This window comes from Corynebacterium sp. MSK008 (assembly GCF_030232585.1).
In the GTDB taxonomy this organism is placed as follows: Bacteria; Actinomycetota; Actinomycetes; order Mycobacteriales; family Mycobacteriaceae; genus Corynebacterium.
Map to the genome: position 1 here is coordinate 21,369 of NZ_JASPJX010000003.1, position 16,230 is coordinate 37,598.

Annotated in this window: 16 protein-coding genes; 6 read left to right on the forward strand and 10 right to left on the reverse strand. The window is 61.9% G+C overall.

The features are described from left to right. Window positions 1-58: 58 nt before the first annotated feature. The 5 genes from QP996_RS03035 (at window position 59) to QP996_RS03055 (ending at window position 4,946) form a co-directional block, all read left to right on the forward strand. Complete coding sequence (locus tag QP996_RS03035) at window positions 59-1,462, forward strand: amino acid permease (protein WP_284871151.1); 1,404 nt, start codon at window positions 59-61, stop codon at window positions 1,460-1,462. Window positions 1,463-1,546: 84 nt separating this feature from the next. Next, complete coding sequence (locus QP996_RS03040; protein ID WP_284871152.1) at window positions 1,547-1,852, forward strand: hypothetical protein; 306 nt, start codon at window positions 1,547-1,549, stop codon at window positions 1,850-1,852. A gap of 69 nt (window positions 1,853-1,921) precedes the next feature. After that, window positions 1,922-2,881, forward strand: a complete 960-nt coding sequence (locus tag QP996_RS03045; RefSeq protein ID WP_284871153.1) for an L-lactate dehydrogenase — start codon at window positions 1,922-1,924, stop codon at window positions 2,879-2,881. A 155-nt stretch (window positions 2,882-3,036) separates the two neighbouring features. Further along, the gene (locus QP996_RS03050) at window positions 3,037-4,056 is read left to right on the forward strand and encodes a DNA cytosine methyltransferase (protein WP_284871154.1); all 1,020 of its coding nucleotides are present in this window, start codon (window positions 3,037-3,039) and stop codon (window positions 4,054-4,056) included. Beyond that, window positions 4,056-4,946: an NgoMIV family type II restriction endonuclease gene (locus QP996_RS03055; RefSeq protein ID WP_284871155.1), complete on the forward strand. Its 891-nt coding sequence runs from the start codon at window positions 4,056-4,058 to the stop codon at window positions 4,944-4,946. The genes QP996_RS03050 and QP996_RS03055 overlap by 1 nt, the downstream gene beginning before the upstream one ends. Window positions 4,947-5,040: 94 nt before the next feature. On the opposite strand, the gene QP996_RS03060 is transcribed toward QP996_RS03055, so the two are convergent. From QP996_RS03060 to QP996_RS03095, 8 genes are all read right to left on the reverse strand, one after another. Next, window positions 5,041-6,087: a DNA cytosine methyltransferase gene (locus tag QP996_RS03060; protein WP_284871156.1), complete on the reverse strand. Its 1,047-nt coding sequence runs from the start codon at window positions 6,085-6,087 to the stop codon at window positions 5,041-5,043. A 71-nt stretch (window positions 6,088-6,158) separates the two neighbouring features. Further along, complete coding sequence (locus tag QP996_RS03065) at window positions 6,159-6,884, reverse strand: MAE_28990/MAE_18760 family HEPN-like nuclease (protein WP_284871157.1); 726 nt, start codon at window positions 6,882-6,884, stop codon at window positions 6,159-6,161. Beyond that, window positions 6,871-7,956 carry a DUF262 domain-containing protein gene (locus QP996_RS03070; protein WP_284871158.1) on the reverse strand — a complete coding sequence of 362 codons (1,086 nt, stop codon included), beginning with the start codon at window positions 7,954-7,956 and terminating at the stop codon, window positions 6,871-6,873. The genes QP996_RS03065 and QP996_RS03070 overlap by 14 nt, the downstream gene beginning before the upstream one ends. A 115-nt stretch (window positions 7,957-8,071) precedes the next feature. Next, entirely contained in the window at window positions 8,072-9,208 is a 1,137-nt protein-coding gene (locus QP996_RS03075) for an ATP-binding cassette domain-containing protein (RefSeq protein ID WP_284871159.1), read from the reverse strand. Beyond that, window positions 9,199-9,897 carry an energy-coupling factor transporter transmembrane component T family protein gene (locus QP996_RS03080; RefSeq protein ID WP_284871160.1) on the reverse strand — a complete coding sequence of 233 codons (699 nt, stop codon included), beginning with the start codon at window positions 9,895-9,897 and terminating at the stop codon, window positions 9,199-9,201. Before QP996_RS03080 ends, QP996_RS03075 begins: the two co-directional genes overlap by 10 nt. A gap of 15 nt (window positions 9,898-9,912) precedes the next feature. Beyond that, window positions 9,913-10,695: an ECF transporter S component gene (locus QP996_RS03085; protein WP_284871161.1), complete on the reverse strand. Its 783-nt coding sequence runs from the start codon at window positions 10,693-10,695 to the stop codon at window positions 9,913-9,915. A 105-nt stretch (window positions 10,696-10,800) separates the two neighbouring features. Beyond that, window positions 10,801-11,796: a nucleoside hydrolase gene (locus QP996_RS03090; protein ID WP_284871162.1), complete on the reverse strand. Its 996-nt coding sequence runs from the start codon at window positions 11,794-11,796 to the stop codon at window positions 10,801-10,803. Beyond that, entirely contained in the window at window positions 11,793-13,010 is a 1,218-nt protein-coding gene (locus tag QP996_RS03095; RefSeq protein WP_284871163.1) for an MFS transporter, read from the reverse strand. The genes QP996_RS03090 and QP996_RS03095 overlap by 4 nt, the downstream gene beginning before the upstream one ends. Before the next feature lie 157 nt (window positions 13,011-13,167). Between QP996_RS03095 and QP996_RS03100 the strand changes: the two genes are divergently transcribed. Further along, on the forward strand, window positions 13,168-13,692 hold the full coding sequence (locus QP996_RS03100; protein WP_284871164.1) for a hypothetical protein: 525 nt from the start codon (window positions 13,168-13,170) through the stop codon (window positions 13,690-13,692). Here the strand turns inward: QP996_RS03100 and QP996_RS03105 are convergent. Together QP996_RS03105 and QP996_RS03110 are read right to left on the reverse strand one after the other, a co-directional pair. Continuing rightward, on the reverse strand, window positions 13,689-14,549 hold the full coding sequence (locus tag QP996_RS03105) for a hypothetical protein (RefSeq protein WP_284871165.1): 861 nt from the start codon (window positions 14,547-14,549) through the stop codon (window positions 13,689-13,691). The two genes, QP996_RS03100 and QP996_RS03105, sit on opposite strands and share 4 nt — an antisense overlap. Window positions 14,550-14,640: 91 nt before the next feature. Then, window positions 14,641-16,224: a carboxylesterase/lipase family protein gene (locus QP996_RS03110; RefSeq protein ID WP_284871166.1), complete on the reverse strand. Its 1,584-nt coding sequence runs from the start codon at window positions 16,222-16,224 to the stop codon at window positions 14,641-14,643. Window positions 16,225-16,230: the final 6 nt, after the last annotated feature.

Genomic DNA, 16,230 nt, shown 5'->3' on the forward strand with positions numbered 1-16,230 from the left:
CATTCCCCGCGCCTCCGATTCGCGCATTGCTTCCCGAAAGAGCACAGTTATGTCTGTTATGACTGCCCCATCTGAATCCGCCACCACGCCCAAACCGAAGCGCAAGGGCCTTTCCGCCCGCCACATCCACTTCATCGCGCTCGGTTCCGCCATCGGTACCGGCCTGTTCTACGGCTCCGCCGGTGCGATCCAGGCCGCCGGCCCGTCCGTGCTGCTGGTGTACCTGCTCGGCGGCGCGGTGGTGTACTTCATGCTCCGCGCGCTCGGCGAGATGAGCGTGCGCAACCCGGTCCGCGGTTCGTTCGCCGTGTACTGCCGCAAGTACCTCGGCGGCTGGGGCGGCTACATCACCGGCTGGATGTTCGCCTTCGAGATGATGATCGTGTGTCTGGCGGACCTGACGGCCATCGGCATTTACATGAAGTTGTGGTTCCCAGACACAGCCGCGTGGGTGTGGATTGCCGTCACGCTATTGATTATCGGCGCGGCCAACCTGGCCACCGTGCGTTGGTTTGGTGAGTTGGAGTTCGCATTCACCATCGTCAAGGTCACGGCCGTGGTGGCCATGATTGTCGGCGGTGCGGCGATTCTTGTGTTCAATCTCGGGCAGGATCCGGAGGTGTCGTCGATAAGCAATCTGTGGAACGACGGCGGCTTCTTCCCCAACGGTGTCTCCGGCATGGTCGCCTCCTTCATCCTGGTGCTGTTCGCGTTCGGCGGCACCGAGATCATCGGTGTGGCAGGTGCGGAGGCCGATGACCCGGAGCGCTCTATCCCGAAGGCCGTGAACACCGTCCCGGCGCGCATCCTGATCTTCTACGTGCTGGCGATCTCGATCATTCTGGTGCTCAACCCGTGGCGCACGATCACCGGCGAGGAGTCGCCGTTCGTGCAGATCTTCAACACGCTCGGTGTGAACTGGGCTGCCGGCCTGCTGAACTTCGTGGTCATCACCGCGGCGCTGTCCGCCATCAACGCCGACCTGTTCGGCACCGGCCGCGTGCTCACCGGCCTGGCCAAGGAGAACCTGGCGCCGCGCCGCATGGCAAAGACCTACCGCGACGTGCCCGTCATGACCATCGCGAGCCTGCTGGCCGTCCTGGTCGTCGGCGTGTTCCTCAACGCCCGTTACCCCGACGTCTTTGAAACCATCGCAGCTCTGGCCACCTTCGCCACCGTGTTTGTGTGGCTGATGATCCTCTTGGCGCAGGTAGCCATGCGCAAGCAAATGACCGTAGAAGAGCAGCGCGCCCTGAAGTTCGCCGTGCCCTTCTGGCCGTACGGGCAGTACTTCGCCATCGCGTTCATCCTCTGCACCTTCGGAATCATGGCCTGGTTGCCGGACTTCCGCCTGGCACTGGGTATCGGCGTGGCCTTCACGGTGATTATGACCGTGCTGTACTTCGCCACTGGCCGCCCGCAGGTGATTGAGCAGACGCAGGAGGAGTACGCAAAGGCATAAACTGCCAGGTGTGAACTCTTCCCCAATTTTCCTAGCCGCCGCAGCCTTTTTCGCTGCGGCGGCTACGTCTGACCGGAGGAACATATGATCAGCGGATCTTTGTTCAGGAACGTCAAAGCCGCGCCGGAAGACCCTATCGAAACGTGGCCATATGAAGTTTATGCGGCGGCACTGCAATACGGCGACTATCCCGACTGGCGAGTCTTTGCTGCGGAAATCGAGCGGGACCCCTGGGGCCATGTGGCCGAACTTATGAACACGGTCATCCACGAACTTCCCAGCCTGGACGGCTCGCAGATCTTCTTTCTCGTCATCAACAAAGCTCGCCGGGGTTCACGGACGCACAACGGATATCTCCCCGGCCGGGACCCGAATTATGAACCATGGTGACGCCTCCGAGGCCGTTTTGCGCCCAACCCCACCGCACGCGACCGCCCGCCTTCTGACACACTTGGTCGCATGACCGTGACTCATGGCAACAAGATCGTCCTTATCGGCGCCGGTGCTGTCGGCACCGCCTACGCGTACGCAATTGTCAACCAGGGCCTGGCGGACCACCTGGCCATCATCGACCTCAACGAGAACCTCGTCTGGGCCCAAGTGGAGGACTTGAACCACGCCATCCCGTTCTCCGGCCACCACATGGACGTCACGGTGGGCACCTACGAGGACTGCCGCGACGCCGCACTCGTGGTCAACTGCGCCGGCGTGGCGCAGCGCGACGGCGAAACGCGCATCGACCTGATCGCCCGCAACGCCGCCATCTTCGAGTCCATCAACAAGGAAGTCATGGCCAACGGCTTCAACGGCATCTACGTCGTGGCCACCAACCCTGTGGACGTTCTCACCTACATCACCTGGAAGCAGACCGGCCTGCCGTCGAACCAGGTCATCGGCTCCGGCACCGTTCTGGACACCGCGCGTTGGCGCCACAACCTGGGCGTGCACTTCGACATCGCTCCGTCCGCGGTGCACACCCACATCATCGGCGAGCACGGCGACACCGAGCTGCCTGTGTTCTCCTCCGGCTCCGTCGGCGGTGTGCCGCTGAGCGCGATGCTGGAGACCGAGGCGGAGACAAACCCGGACATTTACACCCAGATCGACAAGATGTTTATCCGCACCCGCGACGCCGCCTACGACATCATCAAGCGCAAGGGCAACACCGCCTTCGGCATCGGCAATGCACTCGCCCGCATCACGCGTGCGATCCTGCGCAACGAGGACGTGGTCCTGCCCGTCTCCGCCCTCCTGCAGGGCGAGTACGGGCTCGACGACCTCTACATCGGCACCCCCACCGTCCTCAATCGCAGCGGCGTGCGCAACGTCGTGGAACTGCGCCTGGACTCCGACGAGCTGGAGAAGTTCCGCCACTCCGCCACCACACTTCGCGACGTCATCGACCGCGCCGAGTTCTAGGAGCCTTTGCTTATCGACGGCAGCTCCGCCCGGGAGCGAACATCTGTTCGTTAGTGTACGGTTCAATATCTAAACCGTGTTTATCGTGTTCACAACACGAGAAAATCCGGATTGGGTTTTCTCTACCGATATTTCGACCCATAGACTGAGCTGCAATGAAGACTCCTCTTTCCTCCGTAGAGATTTGCGCTGGCGCTGGCGGACAAGCGCTCGGGCTTGAACGAGCTGGTTTCGCAATGCGAGCGGCCGTGGAACTAGACCACCATGCCGCGGCAACCCTTCGAGCCAATCGCCCCGAATGGAATGTCATCGAAGGTGATGTTCTTGACTTCGACATCAGCCCGTACTCAGATGATCTCGACCTTCTCGCCGGCGGCGTTCCATGTCCCCCGTTTTCAGTTGCGGGTAAGCAACTTGGCCCTGAAGATGAGCGAGATCTCTTCCCCCGGGCGCTCCAGTTAGTCCGTACTGCTAACCCAAAAGCAGTCATGTTGGAAAACGTCCGTGGACTTTCCCAACCAAGATTTGCCGCATACCGGAGCGAACTCATTGCCGAACTCGAGGACATGGGATATGTCGTTTTTTGGGAGCTCATCACCGCAGCAGACTACGGATTAGCCCAGCTAAGGCCCCGGTTCATCCTCGTAGCCCTTAAAGAAAGATTCCGCGACTTTTTTGCTTGGCCTGCTCCGGTGGAACATAGCCTCACTGTTGGCGAAGCCCTCCGCGATCTGATGGCTGAAGGTGGGTGGCCCGGGGCCGCGAAGTGGGCCGAGAGAGCCCGCGGAATTGGCCCGACTTTGGTTGGCGGTAGCAAGAAACATGGCGGTCCAGACCTAGGTCCAACGCGAGCCCGCGAAGCATGGGCACGTCTCGGAGTTAAAGGCTCCTCCATTGCAGAAGAAGCGCCTGGACCAGACTTCCCGGTTGATCCAGCCATTGAGATGCCACGACTGACGGTAAGGATGGGTGGTGTTCTTCAGGGTTTCCCTGCCGACTGGGATTGGCAGGGCGGCAAAACCGCTGCCTGGAAGCAGGTTGGCAATGCTTTCCCACCTCCGGTGGCAGAAGCCGTCGGTCAATCTATCGCGGCGGCGTTACACATGGAAGAAATTCCCAACGAGTCGGTTCCTGCTACGCCGGCTCATCCGGACCAGGCATTACTGAAGGCTTGATGATGAATCCAGATTCTCAACAAAACCGGTCGATACTTGCAACAGCCCGCGCCTCGCTACTCGAAGAATTAGTAGAAACCGGTACGTTATCCATTTCAACGACCGGGGTTGCATCCAACGCTGATAGCAGCAGCAAGGCGAGCCGTGATATCGCGCTCCACATGGCACGCGCGCTCAACGCCCGCGTTGGAAACAAAATCCCCGGTCAATCTGCGGGCGCAATCTTCGAAAATGCTGTTGCAGGTTTTATCCGTGAATCCTTTCCGAGAATGCGATCCACCCGCCCGGGTAACTGGCGTGTACACACGGTTGGCGGTTCCAGACGAGGAAGCCACGTCGACCAATTCGAACCTTACCGGCACCTCGCAGACCTAGCCGACGCAGTTAATGAGACCCCTCAACTCGCAGCGGCGTTAGGGAATTCCTACACCATTAGCCCGGATATCTTAGTTTCTCGGGCCGCATTATCCGACGATGAGCTAAACGCGGATGGCCCGCTGGTCGATTCGAGTACCGCAATGTCAAGCCCGATCCGGGCCAGAAACTGTAATCCTCCCGCCGAACTCTTACACGCAGTCATTAGCTGTAAGTTCACGATGCGCAGCGATAGGGCCCAAAACACTCGGGCTGAGGCTCTAAATCTCATTAGAAACAGAAAAGGCCGAGCTCCGCATATCGTTGCGGTGACCGCAGAACCACTTTTGCCCCGCATCGCATCACTTGCTCTGGGCACGGGAGACATTGATATGGTCTATCACGCAGCGCTACCCGAGTTGACTGACGCAGTACAGAATGTTGGCTCCGAGGAGGCCAACGAGCTGCTTGAGATGCTCACCGACGGAAACCGATTGAGGGACATTACGGACCTACCCCTCGACTTGATCGCGTAAAGAATCACGTTGAGTTTGCAGCTGAAAATTTGGTGCCAAACCCGAGCCCACTGAAACTATCAGTGACGTATCTCGTTCTCACCGACCAATCACCTCATTTATATCCCTCTATATGTTTCATTAAAGTGCCTCCGATAACCTCCCCAAGCCGAACAGGCACCGCGTTTCCGATCAAACGACCCAAAACTCCGAACCTCACCTTTTCTCCTGGCGCAACAAATTCGTATCCTTCGGGAAACGTTTGAAGAATAGCCGCTTCTCGCAGCGAAATTGCTCTGTCCTGAGACGGGTGTCCGAAGCGGCCGTTACCGTAACCGAAGCATTGGGTGGTTATTGTGGGGCTAGGCTCATCCCAGGTCATTCGTCCATACACGCTTGAGTAGGTAGCCCCTGAATCCCTTTGATGACAGGAAGACTGAAGCGATATCGGCCAATCACGCCAGGTACCTCCAGGCTTGGAGTGCCGAATCCGTTCGAGATTTTTGGCACTCAATCTTGAGGCTGTGTGCAGCGGATCATTTGAGTCCACCTCACCAGCCTTCAGAGCAGGCAAGTCATAGATTGCATCTCTCACTGTACGCCTTAGATGGTAGTCTGACACCAGGCTTAAGCCTTCCGGCCCTAATTTCGATGCGATTAGTACAAGCCGCTTACGAGTCTGGGGAACTCCCCAGCGGACCGCCTCGACCACCGACCATTCAACATAGTACTTGCTTAGGTAACCGAGTAGTTCGGCGAAAACAGGATGGCGACATAACTGGGGTACATTCTCCATAACGACCAGATCCGGCTGCACGGTTTCGACGATGCGGCCAAACTCTCTTACAAGCCTCCATCCCTCCCCCTCGCCTTTCTTCCGATGGGATTGGCTGTACGTGGAGAACGGTTGACACGGGGGGCAACCTGCAATTAGGGTGTGCTGCCCCCCAACGAGAAACCTCGTAATTTCGTCAAGATCCACCTCCGCAACATTGCGCTCTCGAAACTGAGCTCGGTTATTGAATTCATACGGATATCGACAGTTTTCATCAAGATCAAAGCCAGCTTCAACATCAATCCCGCTTTTCAATAGTCCGTGAGTCAGTCCACCAACTCCGCAGAAGAGGTCAACAGCCTTTATAGTTGAAATACCTTGTTGCATCTTTCCCCACAACTACCGTTAAACTGCCGTTCTTTCCCGGGTAGCGGATAAGAACTGCGGATGTGCGCTAATCAGCAAACCTTAGCTGTAAGGTCACCCTCTATAAAATCGACAAAAGATTCGACTACCTCATCGAGGTAGTTTCCGATCGCCAGGGTTAGCCTCTCCATGTCGTCATATTGCATTTCTCCCCCACATTCAACGAACGACAGAGAACCGTGTGCTAGACCGTTCCTACGATTTTTCACTAGGGCTAACGGACCCAGATCGTCTCTAACATGACGCTTCGCACCTGTTCTTGTATCCGCCGAGAATATTGGCTCTGCGCCTAAGCGACTGAACAGCTCCTCTATCGCTTTGTCATCCCAATTACCGCCGCCTCCTGGATCTATCTCAAATTTGGCAACCGAGAGTCGATCTACGAGTTGATCGCTAAGTTTCAGAGCCGCCTTAAGCCTCTTTTCCGGTCCCAGCTCCTCGTGCGTACGAGCAACTGCTCTGGTCCATTCACGTCTTAGCTCCAGCGACAACTCGATCGGAGCAATACATTGCACCTGGATTTCAGCCGTAATTGCCTGCAGACATCTTGTGACCGTAGCTTCTACTAAATTGTAAAGCTGTAGATATAGGTTCGAGGTTAAGATTTTAGTTTGCTGGGGCGAAATTGTTACGCCTGTCTTGGCTAACCTTGGTACACCGTGCCGCGTCTCGTCTTCAAGACCTTTCAGCAAATCTAGGTAGGTTTCCACTTCGCTGTACCGCTCAAAATAGAACGACCGCAAATCAATCGCTGACACAACTCACCAGCTTCTGGCTCACAAATTCGATTCTCCCGTTTAAGCGCGCAATTGCATTAGCCCCATCAGAACTGGTTATTCGATAAAACTCGTCAGATTCAAGCCAATCACGGACATTCAGCTGCGCCGCAGTGCAGTTAGCTAATTTGGGATACTTCTGAAGAGCGGTGTCCACCCCAACGGCAATCGCCTCGAACCTAGACCGTGGAGTCGATTTGCCGGTTTCAGATTTCTTAAATCCGTATGGGAAATTCCGATTCACAAAATCGAGAATTCGGTCAACCCGTTGCTTGTATTGCTCCTTGAGGAGCGGGTTTTCCTCAAACTCGTGGTTCATATCTTTTACATAATTGTAGAGAAAGGATGCTGGCCTATCGTCATACTTATCAAGACCATCCCCATACGCCAGCAACCGAGTGATCAGTTCTTCATACTCACGTTCATCCTTACGCTTCTCTGATACGGGTGCGAGGTCATGTAGCAGAGTATGTTCTGCCATATCGATAACTAACGACATAAACGGACCGGCCAAGGCCCCGCGCCGAATTTCAGCTTGGTTGGCAATCTTGCTGCCTGTATTAATCCGCTCGAACATGTCAAGGCGCGCTGCTTGATCTGCATGCTCATTCAGTACGATTCCCCGAACGGAACGATTTTTGATCTTGCGCTGTCGTGAAGTAGGCAGGTCGGAAAATCGAAATCCTGAAAGCTCGGTCAGTGGGTCCAACTCTCCCAACGTGAAGTCCTGGTAGATAAATTCCTCAATGGTACGCAATCTCTGCGATCCATCTACGATCTCAAGCCGACCATCTGACATCTCCCAGAAAAATATGAATGGAATGGGCAAACCCATTATCAACGATTCGATGAAGCGGGACTTACGTCTCTCCTCCCAGGTGAAATTTCGTTGATACTCTGGAACTACAAAATCGCCGACATGGACCTTTTGCGCAAGCATCTCGACGGAATACTCTGTCAGATAGAATTCGATCCGCTTTGACTGCTCGATAATTTGAGCTTCCGCCCGCTCGACTGCATCAATACTGGGTTTATCCTGTCGAGAATCATTCACGCTAAACATCTTGCCAAGGTTACTTTGGTAAATCCACCTATTTTGCCCACCTAGTTTGACGGTCACTCAGCGCATGGCGGCCTGGACTAACCTTTGACACCCTATTTATTCTTTACTACCCATAACAATTGAGTTCCATGGCGAAGACGGTGTCGTGGCAGGTGAAGATCACGGCCTGGCCGGAGCGGAGGCCGCAGGCAATGAGGGCGTGGGCGCGGTCGCGGGAGGAGGCGTCGAGGCCGACGTCGGGTTCGTCGAGAAGCACAAGCGGGCAATTCTGGGCGAAGACCTGGGCGAGCTGAGCCAGGCGTAAGTGCGCGGCTGGCAGGTCGAGAGGGTGGGTTTCCGGGTCGAGGCCGAGTTCGGCGACGGCGTCCGGGTCGCCGACGAACTCCCCCACCGTGGATTCGGCGAGTTGGTCGGCAGCGCGCTGCAGGGCGAGTGAGACGCCAAGGCCGTGGGTCTGCTCGAGACCCGGGTTGCCGTCGAGGCCGGCCATCGCGCGCAGCAGTGTGGTCTTGCCGGCACCGTTGTCGCCGCGCAGCCACACGGCCTGGCCGGGGCGCACGGTCAGGTGGATCGGGCCGGCGGTGAACTCCGGGTCCTCGTTTGCGCGGAACTGCCACCACTTGCGGGGTTTTCCGCCGCGGGTGGCGGTGATCTCGCCGAGGTCGATCGGCTCACCGGTGGTCGTCACGCGTGGGGGCAGGCTGGTGCCGTGGGTGGGAGGGGGTGAGGGAGACAGGATGCCATCGATAAGCGAAAGCTTTGCTGCATCAAGGCGGGGGCGGTTGCCGAGGACCACGATGCGCGACGGCAGGGCTTCGAGCAGGCGGATGATGTGGGTGGCGGAGGTGGGGTCGAGGCCGGCGAAGGGGTCGTCGAGAAGCAGGATGTCTGGCTCGAGGACCGCGACCGCCGCGATGGCCAGGCGGCGTGTTTGGCCGCCGGAGAGTTGTGCGGGGTGGCGCTCGGCGAGCTCGGTCAGGCCCGCGGCGCTAAGGACGCGCTCGCAGCGGCGTTGCATCTCCGGGATGGGTGTGCCGCGCTGCTCGAGGCCTAGCGCAACCTCTTCGATGACCGTGTCGCGCAGGTAGGACACGTGCGCGGTGGCGTCCTGCTGGACCACGGCGGCGCCCGCCCACTCGTTGTGGGCCTGGGCGGCGAGGGTGGTCAGACCCGCGCCGGAATTGCCGATGACCTCGACGGTGCGGTGCTGGTCGAGCGCTTGGGTGAGCGGGGTTAGATCCATAGGACCACCGCCACGCAGGTCAACGGGATGAGGACACGGGCGGTGCGCTGGAGGGTGCTGTCGTGCACGGGGCGCAGGACGGTGCGGGGGCCGGTGAGGTCGTAGCCTGCGGTTTCCAACGCCTGGCCGCGGGCGCCGGCCTGGGTGAGTAGCTCCGTGAGCACGGGCATGATCAGATGCGGGACGACCGTTTTGGTTGTGATCGGGCGCTGCTTAAGTCGGTTGGCGTCGCGGGTGATGCGTGCCCGGTTGGCGCCCTGGGGGCCGAGCTGCAGAGTGGTGCCGGCGATGTAGCCGATACGGTTGCCGCCCTTTGTGCTCTGCAGCGCCTTGGCCAGATCCGGCGTGCGCGTCCAGGCCACGGCGGCGAGCAGGCACGCGACCAGCGCGGTGAAGCGGGCGGTGAGGTGGGCGGCGTCGGCGAGCCCGTCGGAGGTGAGCAGTGGGGCGATGCGGTGCTCACCGTAGGGCGCGTGGATGAGCACCATCGACGCGGCGACGGGCACGGCGAGGATTGCGGTGGACGCCACGACGGACGGGTTGCGGGTGCGCCATGTGCCGGTCGTTAGGGCTGCGGCGATGATGGCGAGCGAGGCTGACGGGGTGTTGATCCCCAGCGCCAGAATCCAGCCGGACGCGCCGACGGCCAAAGCGGTCAGCGGGTTCAGGCGGGTGTGTGGCTGGGACACTGGGGTTGCTCGGGGCTACTTGCTCTGCGGGGCGAAGGCGGCGACGGTACGCTTCGGCAGCGCCTTGACCGTGAAGTACGCCACCAGCATGACAATGACCTTGTCCACCGGGTCGGAGATGAACGCCTGGGTGGTCACGGACGCGATGAGCGAGCCGCCCATCTCGCGGAACAGGCTGACCAGCGCGCCGGTGCCCACACCGGCGGTGCCGCCGTAAACGTAGGCGGCAACAGGGGCTGCGACCATGCCGCCGACGATGCCGAGCACCAGGCCGAAACCGATCACGGTGGCAATGTTGCGCAGCGCGTTGAAGCGGTGGATGAACACGCCGGCCAGCCAACCGACGAGCGCCGCACCCGCGGCGAACGGCAGCGCTGCCGGGTTGAGCAGGCCCCACACGACGTTGTTCAGCGCGCCGGTGGCCATACCCGCGACCGGGCCGGCCAGGGCCGCGACGAGCACCGTGCCCACGGAATCCAGGTACAACGGCAGGCCGATGGAGCCGACGATCTCGCCGACGACGGAGTTGATGATGATCGCGATCGGGATCAGGCCCAGCGTGCGCGCAGGCAGTACGGGGATCACGGCGGCGAGGAGCAGGATGGTGCCGATGCCGTAGCCGGCAAGCAGCGCGATGCCTGGGCCGGAGCCGGTGACCTGGTCCCAGTCAGCCGGGTGGACCAGGACGAAGTACAGCCAGGTGGCGGCGATAAACAGGGCGCCTGCGATGGCGAGGGCGCGGCGAGCAGGGGTCCATTCGGCCTTCTGCGCGGCCTGCGTGGAAACAGTGTGTGACATGGAAAACTCCGGGTGTGCGGGGAACGAAAAAAGCGAGCCCTGATCGCCTATGTCACCTCGGCGGGGCTATCGGTTCGGGAGTGTAGCAGGGGTGGTTTTGCCGGCCTAGTCGTCGGCACGCAGGTGGCGCAGCTCCACAATCTCGGCGTCGCCTGCGGCGACCTTCGCGTGCACCTCGCAGGCCCACGTGAACCAGCCCCAGGCCATCTCGATATCAGCCCCGGTGACCAGGCGCGCGTTGGGTTCGCGCTCCCAGATCCCGCGCAGGTCCGCCACGGAGGTGCCGCGCATGAGCTGCGAGTCCGCCTCCACATCGACGGCTGCGTCCTTCCATGTGTATTCCACAAGCCCCAGCGCAATCAGCACGGTGAGCAGGTCGTGGATCTGCGCCTGATACCCCTCGCCCACATCCTCGTGGAACTCGAAGTAAAACCGCGTGATCGCCTCCAGGTGCTGCGCCACGGGGGAGCCGCCAAGCTTATCGACGAACTCCGCCAACGCCTCGGGGCTGAGCACCATCCGTTCCGTCACGCCGAGCGAGCACAGAGTGATCGGGGTCGGCGTCATGGCAAAGACGTCGGCGGCGGCGTGCGGGTCCACCCAGAAGTTCCACTCCGCGCTCGGGGTGGTGTTACCCGGGTAGTTCACCGCCCCGCCCATCACGGTGATGTGCTTGAGCTTGGCAAAGTGCTCCGGGTGCGTGTGCGCAAACGCGGCCAGGTTGGTCAAAGGTCCGGTGACGATGAGGTGTAAATCGTCGGTGCCGCGCTCGATGGAGTCGATCCACAGCGCGTCCCAGTCGTGCTCCACGTGGCGCTCCGGCGCTTGGGCGTAGCCGAGGCCGGTATTCCCGTGGGTTTCGGGCGTGGTGGTCAGCTCCACCTCGAGCGGTTCGGGCAGGCCGGCGGCCAATGAGATGATGGGCAGGCCGCACTGCCCCAGGATCCAGGCGCCGTTTTGGGCGCACTGGTTGGCGTCGACATTGCCGGAGGTCGTCGTTAAGCAGTCGAGCTCGATGAGACCCGCGTGTGCGGCGGCGGTGAGGAAGATGATGGCGTAGGTGTCGTCGATGCCAGGGTCGCAATCTAGGATGACTCTCACGGTTTTGTTTCCTTCCCGGCAACAAGCCAGATCACAAGCGTGGTGGCGCACACTGCCCCGCAGACACCGAACGCCGCCTGGAAGCCCGCGGCCTCCGCGACAGCGCCGAGCAGTACCGGCGCGAGAATGGAGCCCGCGTCCTGCGTCATTTGATACGTGGACAGCACTGTACCGCCGGAGCGCTCGTTGCCGATGATGTCCGCGAGCGTGGCCTGGGTGGCGGGGCTCATCAGGCCAGCGCCGATACCGGCTGCGGCGGAAAGCAGCACTAATGGCCAGAAACTGGTGGCGCCGCCGAGCAGCGCCGTGAACACGCCGGAGGTAGCCAGGCCCGCGGCGACCATTGGGCGGCGGCCGAGTTGATCAGCGAGCCTGCCGGAGAACTGCAGCGTCACAGCCATGCCGAACGCGAAGCCGGTCAGCGCCAAACCGGCGGCTGCGCCCCCGCGCTCAAACACGGCGGCAGCGAACAGCGGCAGGATGGCCACGCGCGAGCCCATGTTGACAAAGCCGTTGGTAAACCCGGCAGCCAACAGCGCCTTGTATGTGGAGTTTTGCCACGCCTGGCGCACGCGCATCTTTGGCTTCGCCGCAGGCAGCGGCTCGGAGCCCGGCTTCGGCTGGGTCAGTACGCCGACCGCAATAGCCGCACCCGCTACCGCAAGGCCGTAAATGACAAACGGTGCGCGGAAGCCCAGGAAGGACAGCGCAGCGCCGATGATCGGGCCGACAACGTTGCCGACCAGAAACGCCGAGGCGTACAGTGCGTTGGCGCGCCCACGGATGCTCGGGTGCGTCACCCGCACGATCAGTGCCTGGGCCGACAGGGTGAACATGGTCGAGCCGAAGCCCGCGATAAACCGCAGGGCGAGTATCTGCCAGTACGCGTTCACGAACGCGATGAAGAAGGTGGCACCCGCGACGATAAGCAGACCCGTGAGGTAGATCGGGCGGGAGCCAAGCTTATCGACGAGCCTGCCCGCCCCCGGCGCCCCCAACAGCCGCGCGAACGCGAAGATGGAAATCACCGCACCGGCGGCGGCCATGGACACGCCGAAGCTGCCGGCGAACTGCGGGAGCACCGGGGCGATGAGCCCGTAGCCGAGGGCGATGATGAACGCGGCGCCGACAAGGACCCAGATCGTGCGCGGGATCTTCGGTTGGGTGCGGTGTGCTTGCTGGGTTGTGTGTTGTGTTGAGTTGTCGGCGTTCATTGCTGGTTAGAGTACCTCGCTGGGTGGGGTGTCCTGATTGGCTAATGTGGCAAATATTTTCCGCAAAGCCAAATCATCCCAGCTAACGCGACACCTTTCGCCCATTTGTTCGAACGGGCGGACGGTGATGTCGGCGGCGCTTCGTAGTGTGTGCGCCATGAAGTTCAACACGAAGAATCCGCTGCGCAGCGTCAGCCGAAACGATATGCCCCACTCCCCCGCCTACACCCCGGAGGCGCTTGCCGAGGAGATCCGCGAGCGCCACCCCGCAATCATTGAATCCGCCCAGGCCGTCATGCACCACCCACGGTCCCTGTCGCGGCCCACCGCCACGTGGCGTCCGCCGGTGCTCACCCTGCCACGGGTGGCCAACGGGCCGCAGCTGACTCTGGCCGTGACACGGCGCAGGGTCGGCCCACGGGCGCGGGCCCGGATACAGGGCTACGGAGGCGACCAGGTGCCGGCGTATCTGCTTGAGGTCCGCATCGCCGACACAGCCGGCAGTGTGGTGGACACCGTCCTCACGGAAGCGTGGGTGCGCGCGCTGATCCCGGACGACTGCGCGCACGCAGTGCACGAGCTGGCCGGCACGCGCACGGCGAATTACGTGTGGCTCGTCGACGGCACGTTCACGCCGATCGCCTCGCCGTCCTCGATGTTCGAAGGGCTCAACGCCGCTTAGCCGCGGGCGGCATCGCTGCTGTCGTCCTCGTCGATGCCGGGCACGCCGACGTTGCCGTCCTCGTCATCTTCCTCGTCGTCGTCATCGTCGTAGTCGATGTCGTCTTCATCGGCGTCATCGTCGTCCTGGCCGAACAGGTCGTAGACCTCCGGCTCGTCAAACTCGTCGTCGACGGGCAACAGCTGCGACTCCCAATCCTCGGCTTGGTCGGCGGCGAGCGAGAGCACGTCGAAAAGCCTGTCAAAGTCCGTGAAGCTGCCCAGCTCGAGCCGCTCGGCGTCGATGAGTGCCTCGTCGTGGATGGCGTCGAAGAGGCGGGCGCGGTCCTCCTCGGTCAGCTCCGCGTCGCCGTCGGACTCCCAGAGCTCGCCCTCGGCGTCGTCGAGCACATCGTCGTAATCATCCGGCAGGGCAATAAAGGTGACCTTGGCGTGCGGGACGCCCTCGACGGTGTCGATGGTGACCAAAAGCTCTGCGTTCTCGCCCACCTCGGCACGCACCTGCTGCGGATTCAGGTGGTCCTGGAAGAACTCCAGGTCCCCGATGCGCTCGTCGGTGCCTTCCAACAGGTCGCGCAGCACGGTGATCACCTGGTCGGTGGCCATGTGCTCCGCAACCGCGGCCACGGCGTCCTCCACGGAGAACACTACTGCGACCAATACGGCTTCGAAATCCTCGTCGTCCTCGTCCACGTCCGCGGCCGCGATGTAGACGTTGGCGGCCGGCAAGTGCGGATCAATCTCCACGAACTGGATCTCCAGCGCCGCCGTCATGGGCACGAACATGGTGTCGCCCCCCACGCGGGACTCGATGCCTTCGCGGTCGAGCGCCGCTGCGATGTCCTCGAAAAAGCTCATGTCGGTGGTTCCTTCCCAAGCTCGGCCACAACGGGCACAAGCCTAGCCACGAATGCTTACGCATGCGTGGCATTTCCCTCTCACCGCGGGGTTAGCTGTCGCCCCAGGACGGATGGGCGGCACCGAGCAGCGAGGCAGCCGAATCCATCAGGTCCTGACGGTGGGTGCCCCACTCGCGCATGTCGAAGCCCTCCCACGCCCTGCGCTGCGACGCCTTCGGGTCCCACTCCACCCGCATGCCCGCGTCGAACACGGCCGTCGCGCGGCCCGGCCTGTCGTCGGAGCGGAAGCCATAGACCGGCCACTCCTCCCCCGGCGCACCGGTGTGGAAGAACCGCCCCCAGTGGTACTGCATCACGCGGCTGACCTCAGCGAACGCCTCGGTGCCGCCGAAGACGTCCCAGCGGGAGGCCTTCGTGGCGTTCGGTTCGCCGAACACCGCGCCCAGATCGGCCGTGTGCATCGCGCCCAAGCCCAGCATGCGCATCGCAGCAGACGCGTGGGCGAAGCGGTACATCCAGGTGCTCGCCTTCCTGCGGTGCGCGGTGGCGAGAATAACTGTCGGCGCCCAGAACACCGCGTCGGCAATGAGGTCGGCGTAGTCGCCGCGCTCCCCGGCGTAGCCGTAGGCGCGAAGCACCGACTGGGCGTTTTCGGGGTCGAAGGCCTCCAGCGCCCGGCGCGCCGCCCGCTGGCGGGACTTGGTGGTTTGGTAGATCGCCTTGGCAAAGCTCGCCTCGTCCGAGTTGGTGCCCACAATCAGCGGCACGGCCGCCTGCTCGCCCGCCTCGAACGTGTCGATGGGGTGCGCGGTGAGCGTCTCCCCGTCCACGGTGGGCATGAAGCTGGTGTTCAGCTGCACCAGTTCCTTGGTGTTTAACAGCATGGATTGGCCGGCGCGCACGAGTTCTTCGGCGCTGGTCTCGCGCAGGTCCGCGAGCGTGGTCGTGCGCGGCAGACCCATCCGGTTGACCAGTTCGCGAACCCACATCGCCGCCTGCAGGCGCGAGTGCACGCTCGCCGGCGGCGGCGACTGGGCCACCGCGCCGTGGAACAGCCCGCGCGCCGCGGGCGAGCACATCAGGTGCACCACGGCCGCCCCGCCGGCGGATTCGCCCATGATGGTCACCCGGTCCGGATCCCCGCCGAAGTTGGCGATGTTCGCGCGCACCCACTCCAGCGCCAGGATCTGATCCAAAAGCGCAGGCGTGGCCACGCAGTCGTGGCCCAGCGAGCGGAAGTCCAAATACCCCAGCACGCCCAGGCGGAAGTTCACGGAGACGTAGACGACCTGCGTGGCGTCGGCAAGCAAATGCCCCTGCAGCACCTTCTCGTTGCTCGCGCCGGTGACAAAGGTGCCGCCGTGGAAGTAGACCACCACCGGCAGCTCCTCCTCGGTGTCGGGGCGCACGATGTCTAGCGTCAGGCAGTCCTCGGTGCCGATGACGGCGTCGCGCCAGCCGAATGTGCCCTGCATGGCGGGCGGGGCGAACCGTGAGGCGTCGTAAAGCCCCTGCCACCTCTGCGCCGGCTGTGGGGCGCGGAAACGGCCAGTGTGTGCGGTGGAGGCGCCGAACGGCACGCCGCGCCAGGTGCGCATGCCGGAGCGCGCATCCACCACGCCGCGGACCTTGCCCGCGGTGGTGTCTGCGACAGGGTGCTCGGCGGCAGTCATGGCATC

Bases quoted from the DNA above. Each gene is read 5' to 3' on its own strand.
- QP996_RS03060 (WP_284871156.1), bottom strand. From the start codon at position 6,087: ATGCAACAAGGTATTTCAACTATAAAGGCTGTTGACCTCTTCTGCGGA.
- QP996_RS03055 (WP_284871155.1), top strand. From the start codon at position 4,056: ATGATGAATCCAGATTCTCAACAAAACCGGTCGATACTTGCAACAGCC.
- QP996_RS03050 (WP_284871154.1), top strand. From the start codon at position 3,037: ATGAAGACTCCTCTTTCCTCCGTAGAGATTTGCGCTGGCGCTGGCGGA.
- QP996_RS03100 (WP_284871164.1), top strand. From the start codon at position 13,168: ATGAAGTTCAACACGAAGAATCCGCTGCGCAGCGTCAGCCGAAACGAT.
- QP996_RS03085 (WP_284871161.1), bottom strand. From the start codon at position 10,695: ATGTCACACACTGTTTCCACGCAGGCCGCGCAGAAGGCCGAATGGACC.
- QP996_RS03075 (WP_284871159.1), bottom strand. From the start codon at position 9,208: ATGGATCTAACCCCGCTCACCCAAGCGCTCGACCAGCACCGCACCGTC.
- QP996_RS03110 (WP_284871166.1), bottom strand. From the start codon at position 16,224: ATGACTGCCGCCGAGCACCCTGTCGCAGACACCACCGCGGGCAAGGTC.
- QP996_RS03040 (WP_284871152.1), top strand. From the start codon at position 1,547: ATGATCAGCGGATCTTTGTTCAGGAACGTCAAAGCCGCGCCGGAAGAC.
- QP996_RS03035 (WP_284871151.1), top strand. From the start codon at position 59: ATGACTGCCCCATCTGAATCCGCCACCACGCCCAAACCGAAGCGCAAG.
- QP996_RS03105 (WP_284871165.1), bottom strand. From the start codon at position 14,549: ATGAGCTTTTTCGAGGACATCGCAGCGGCGCTCGACCGCGAAGGCATC.
- QP996_RS03045 (WP_284871153.1), top strand. From the start codon at position 1,922: ATGACCGTGACTCATGGCAACAAGATCGTCCTTATCGGCGCCGGTGCT.
- QP996_RS03095 (WP_284871163.1), bottom strand. From the start codon at position 13,010: ATGAACGCCGACAACTCAACACAACACACAACCCAGCAAGCACACCGC.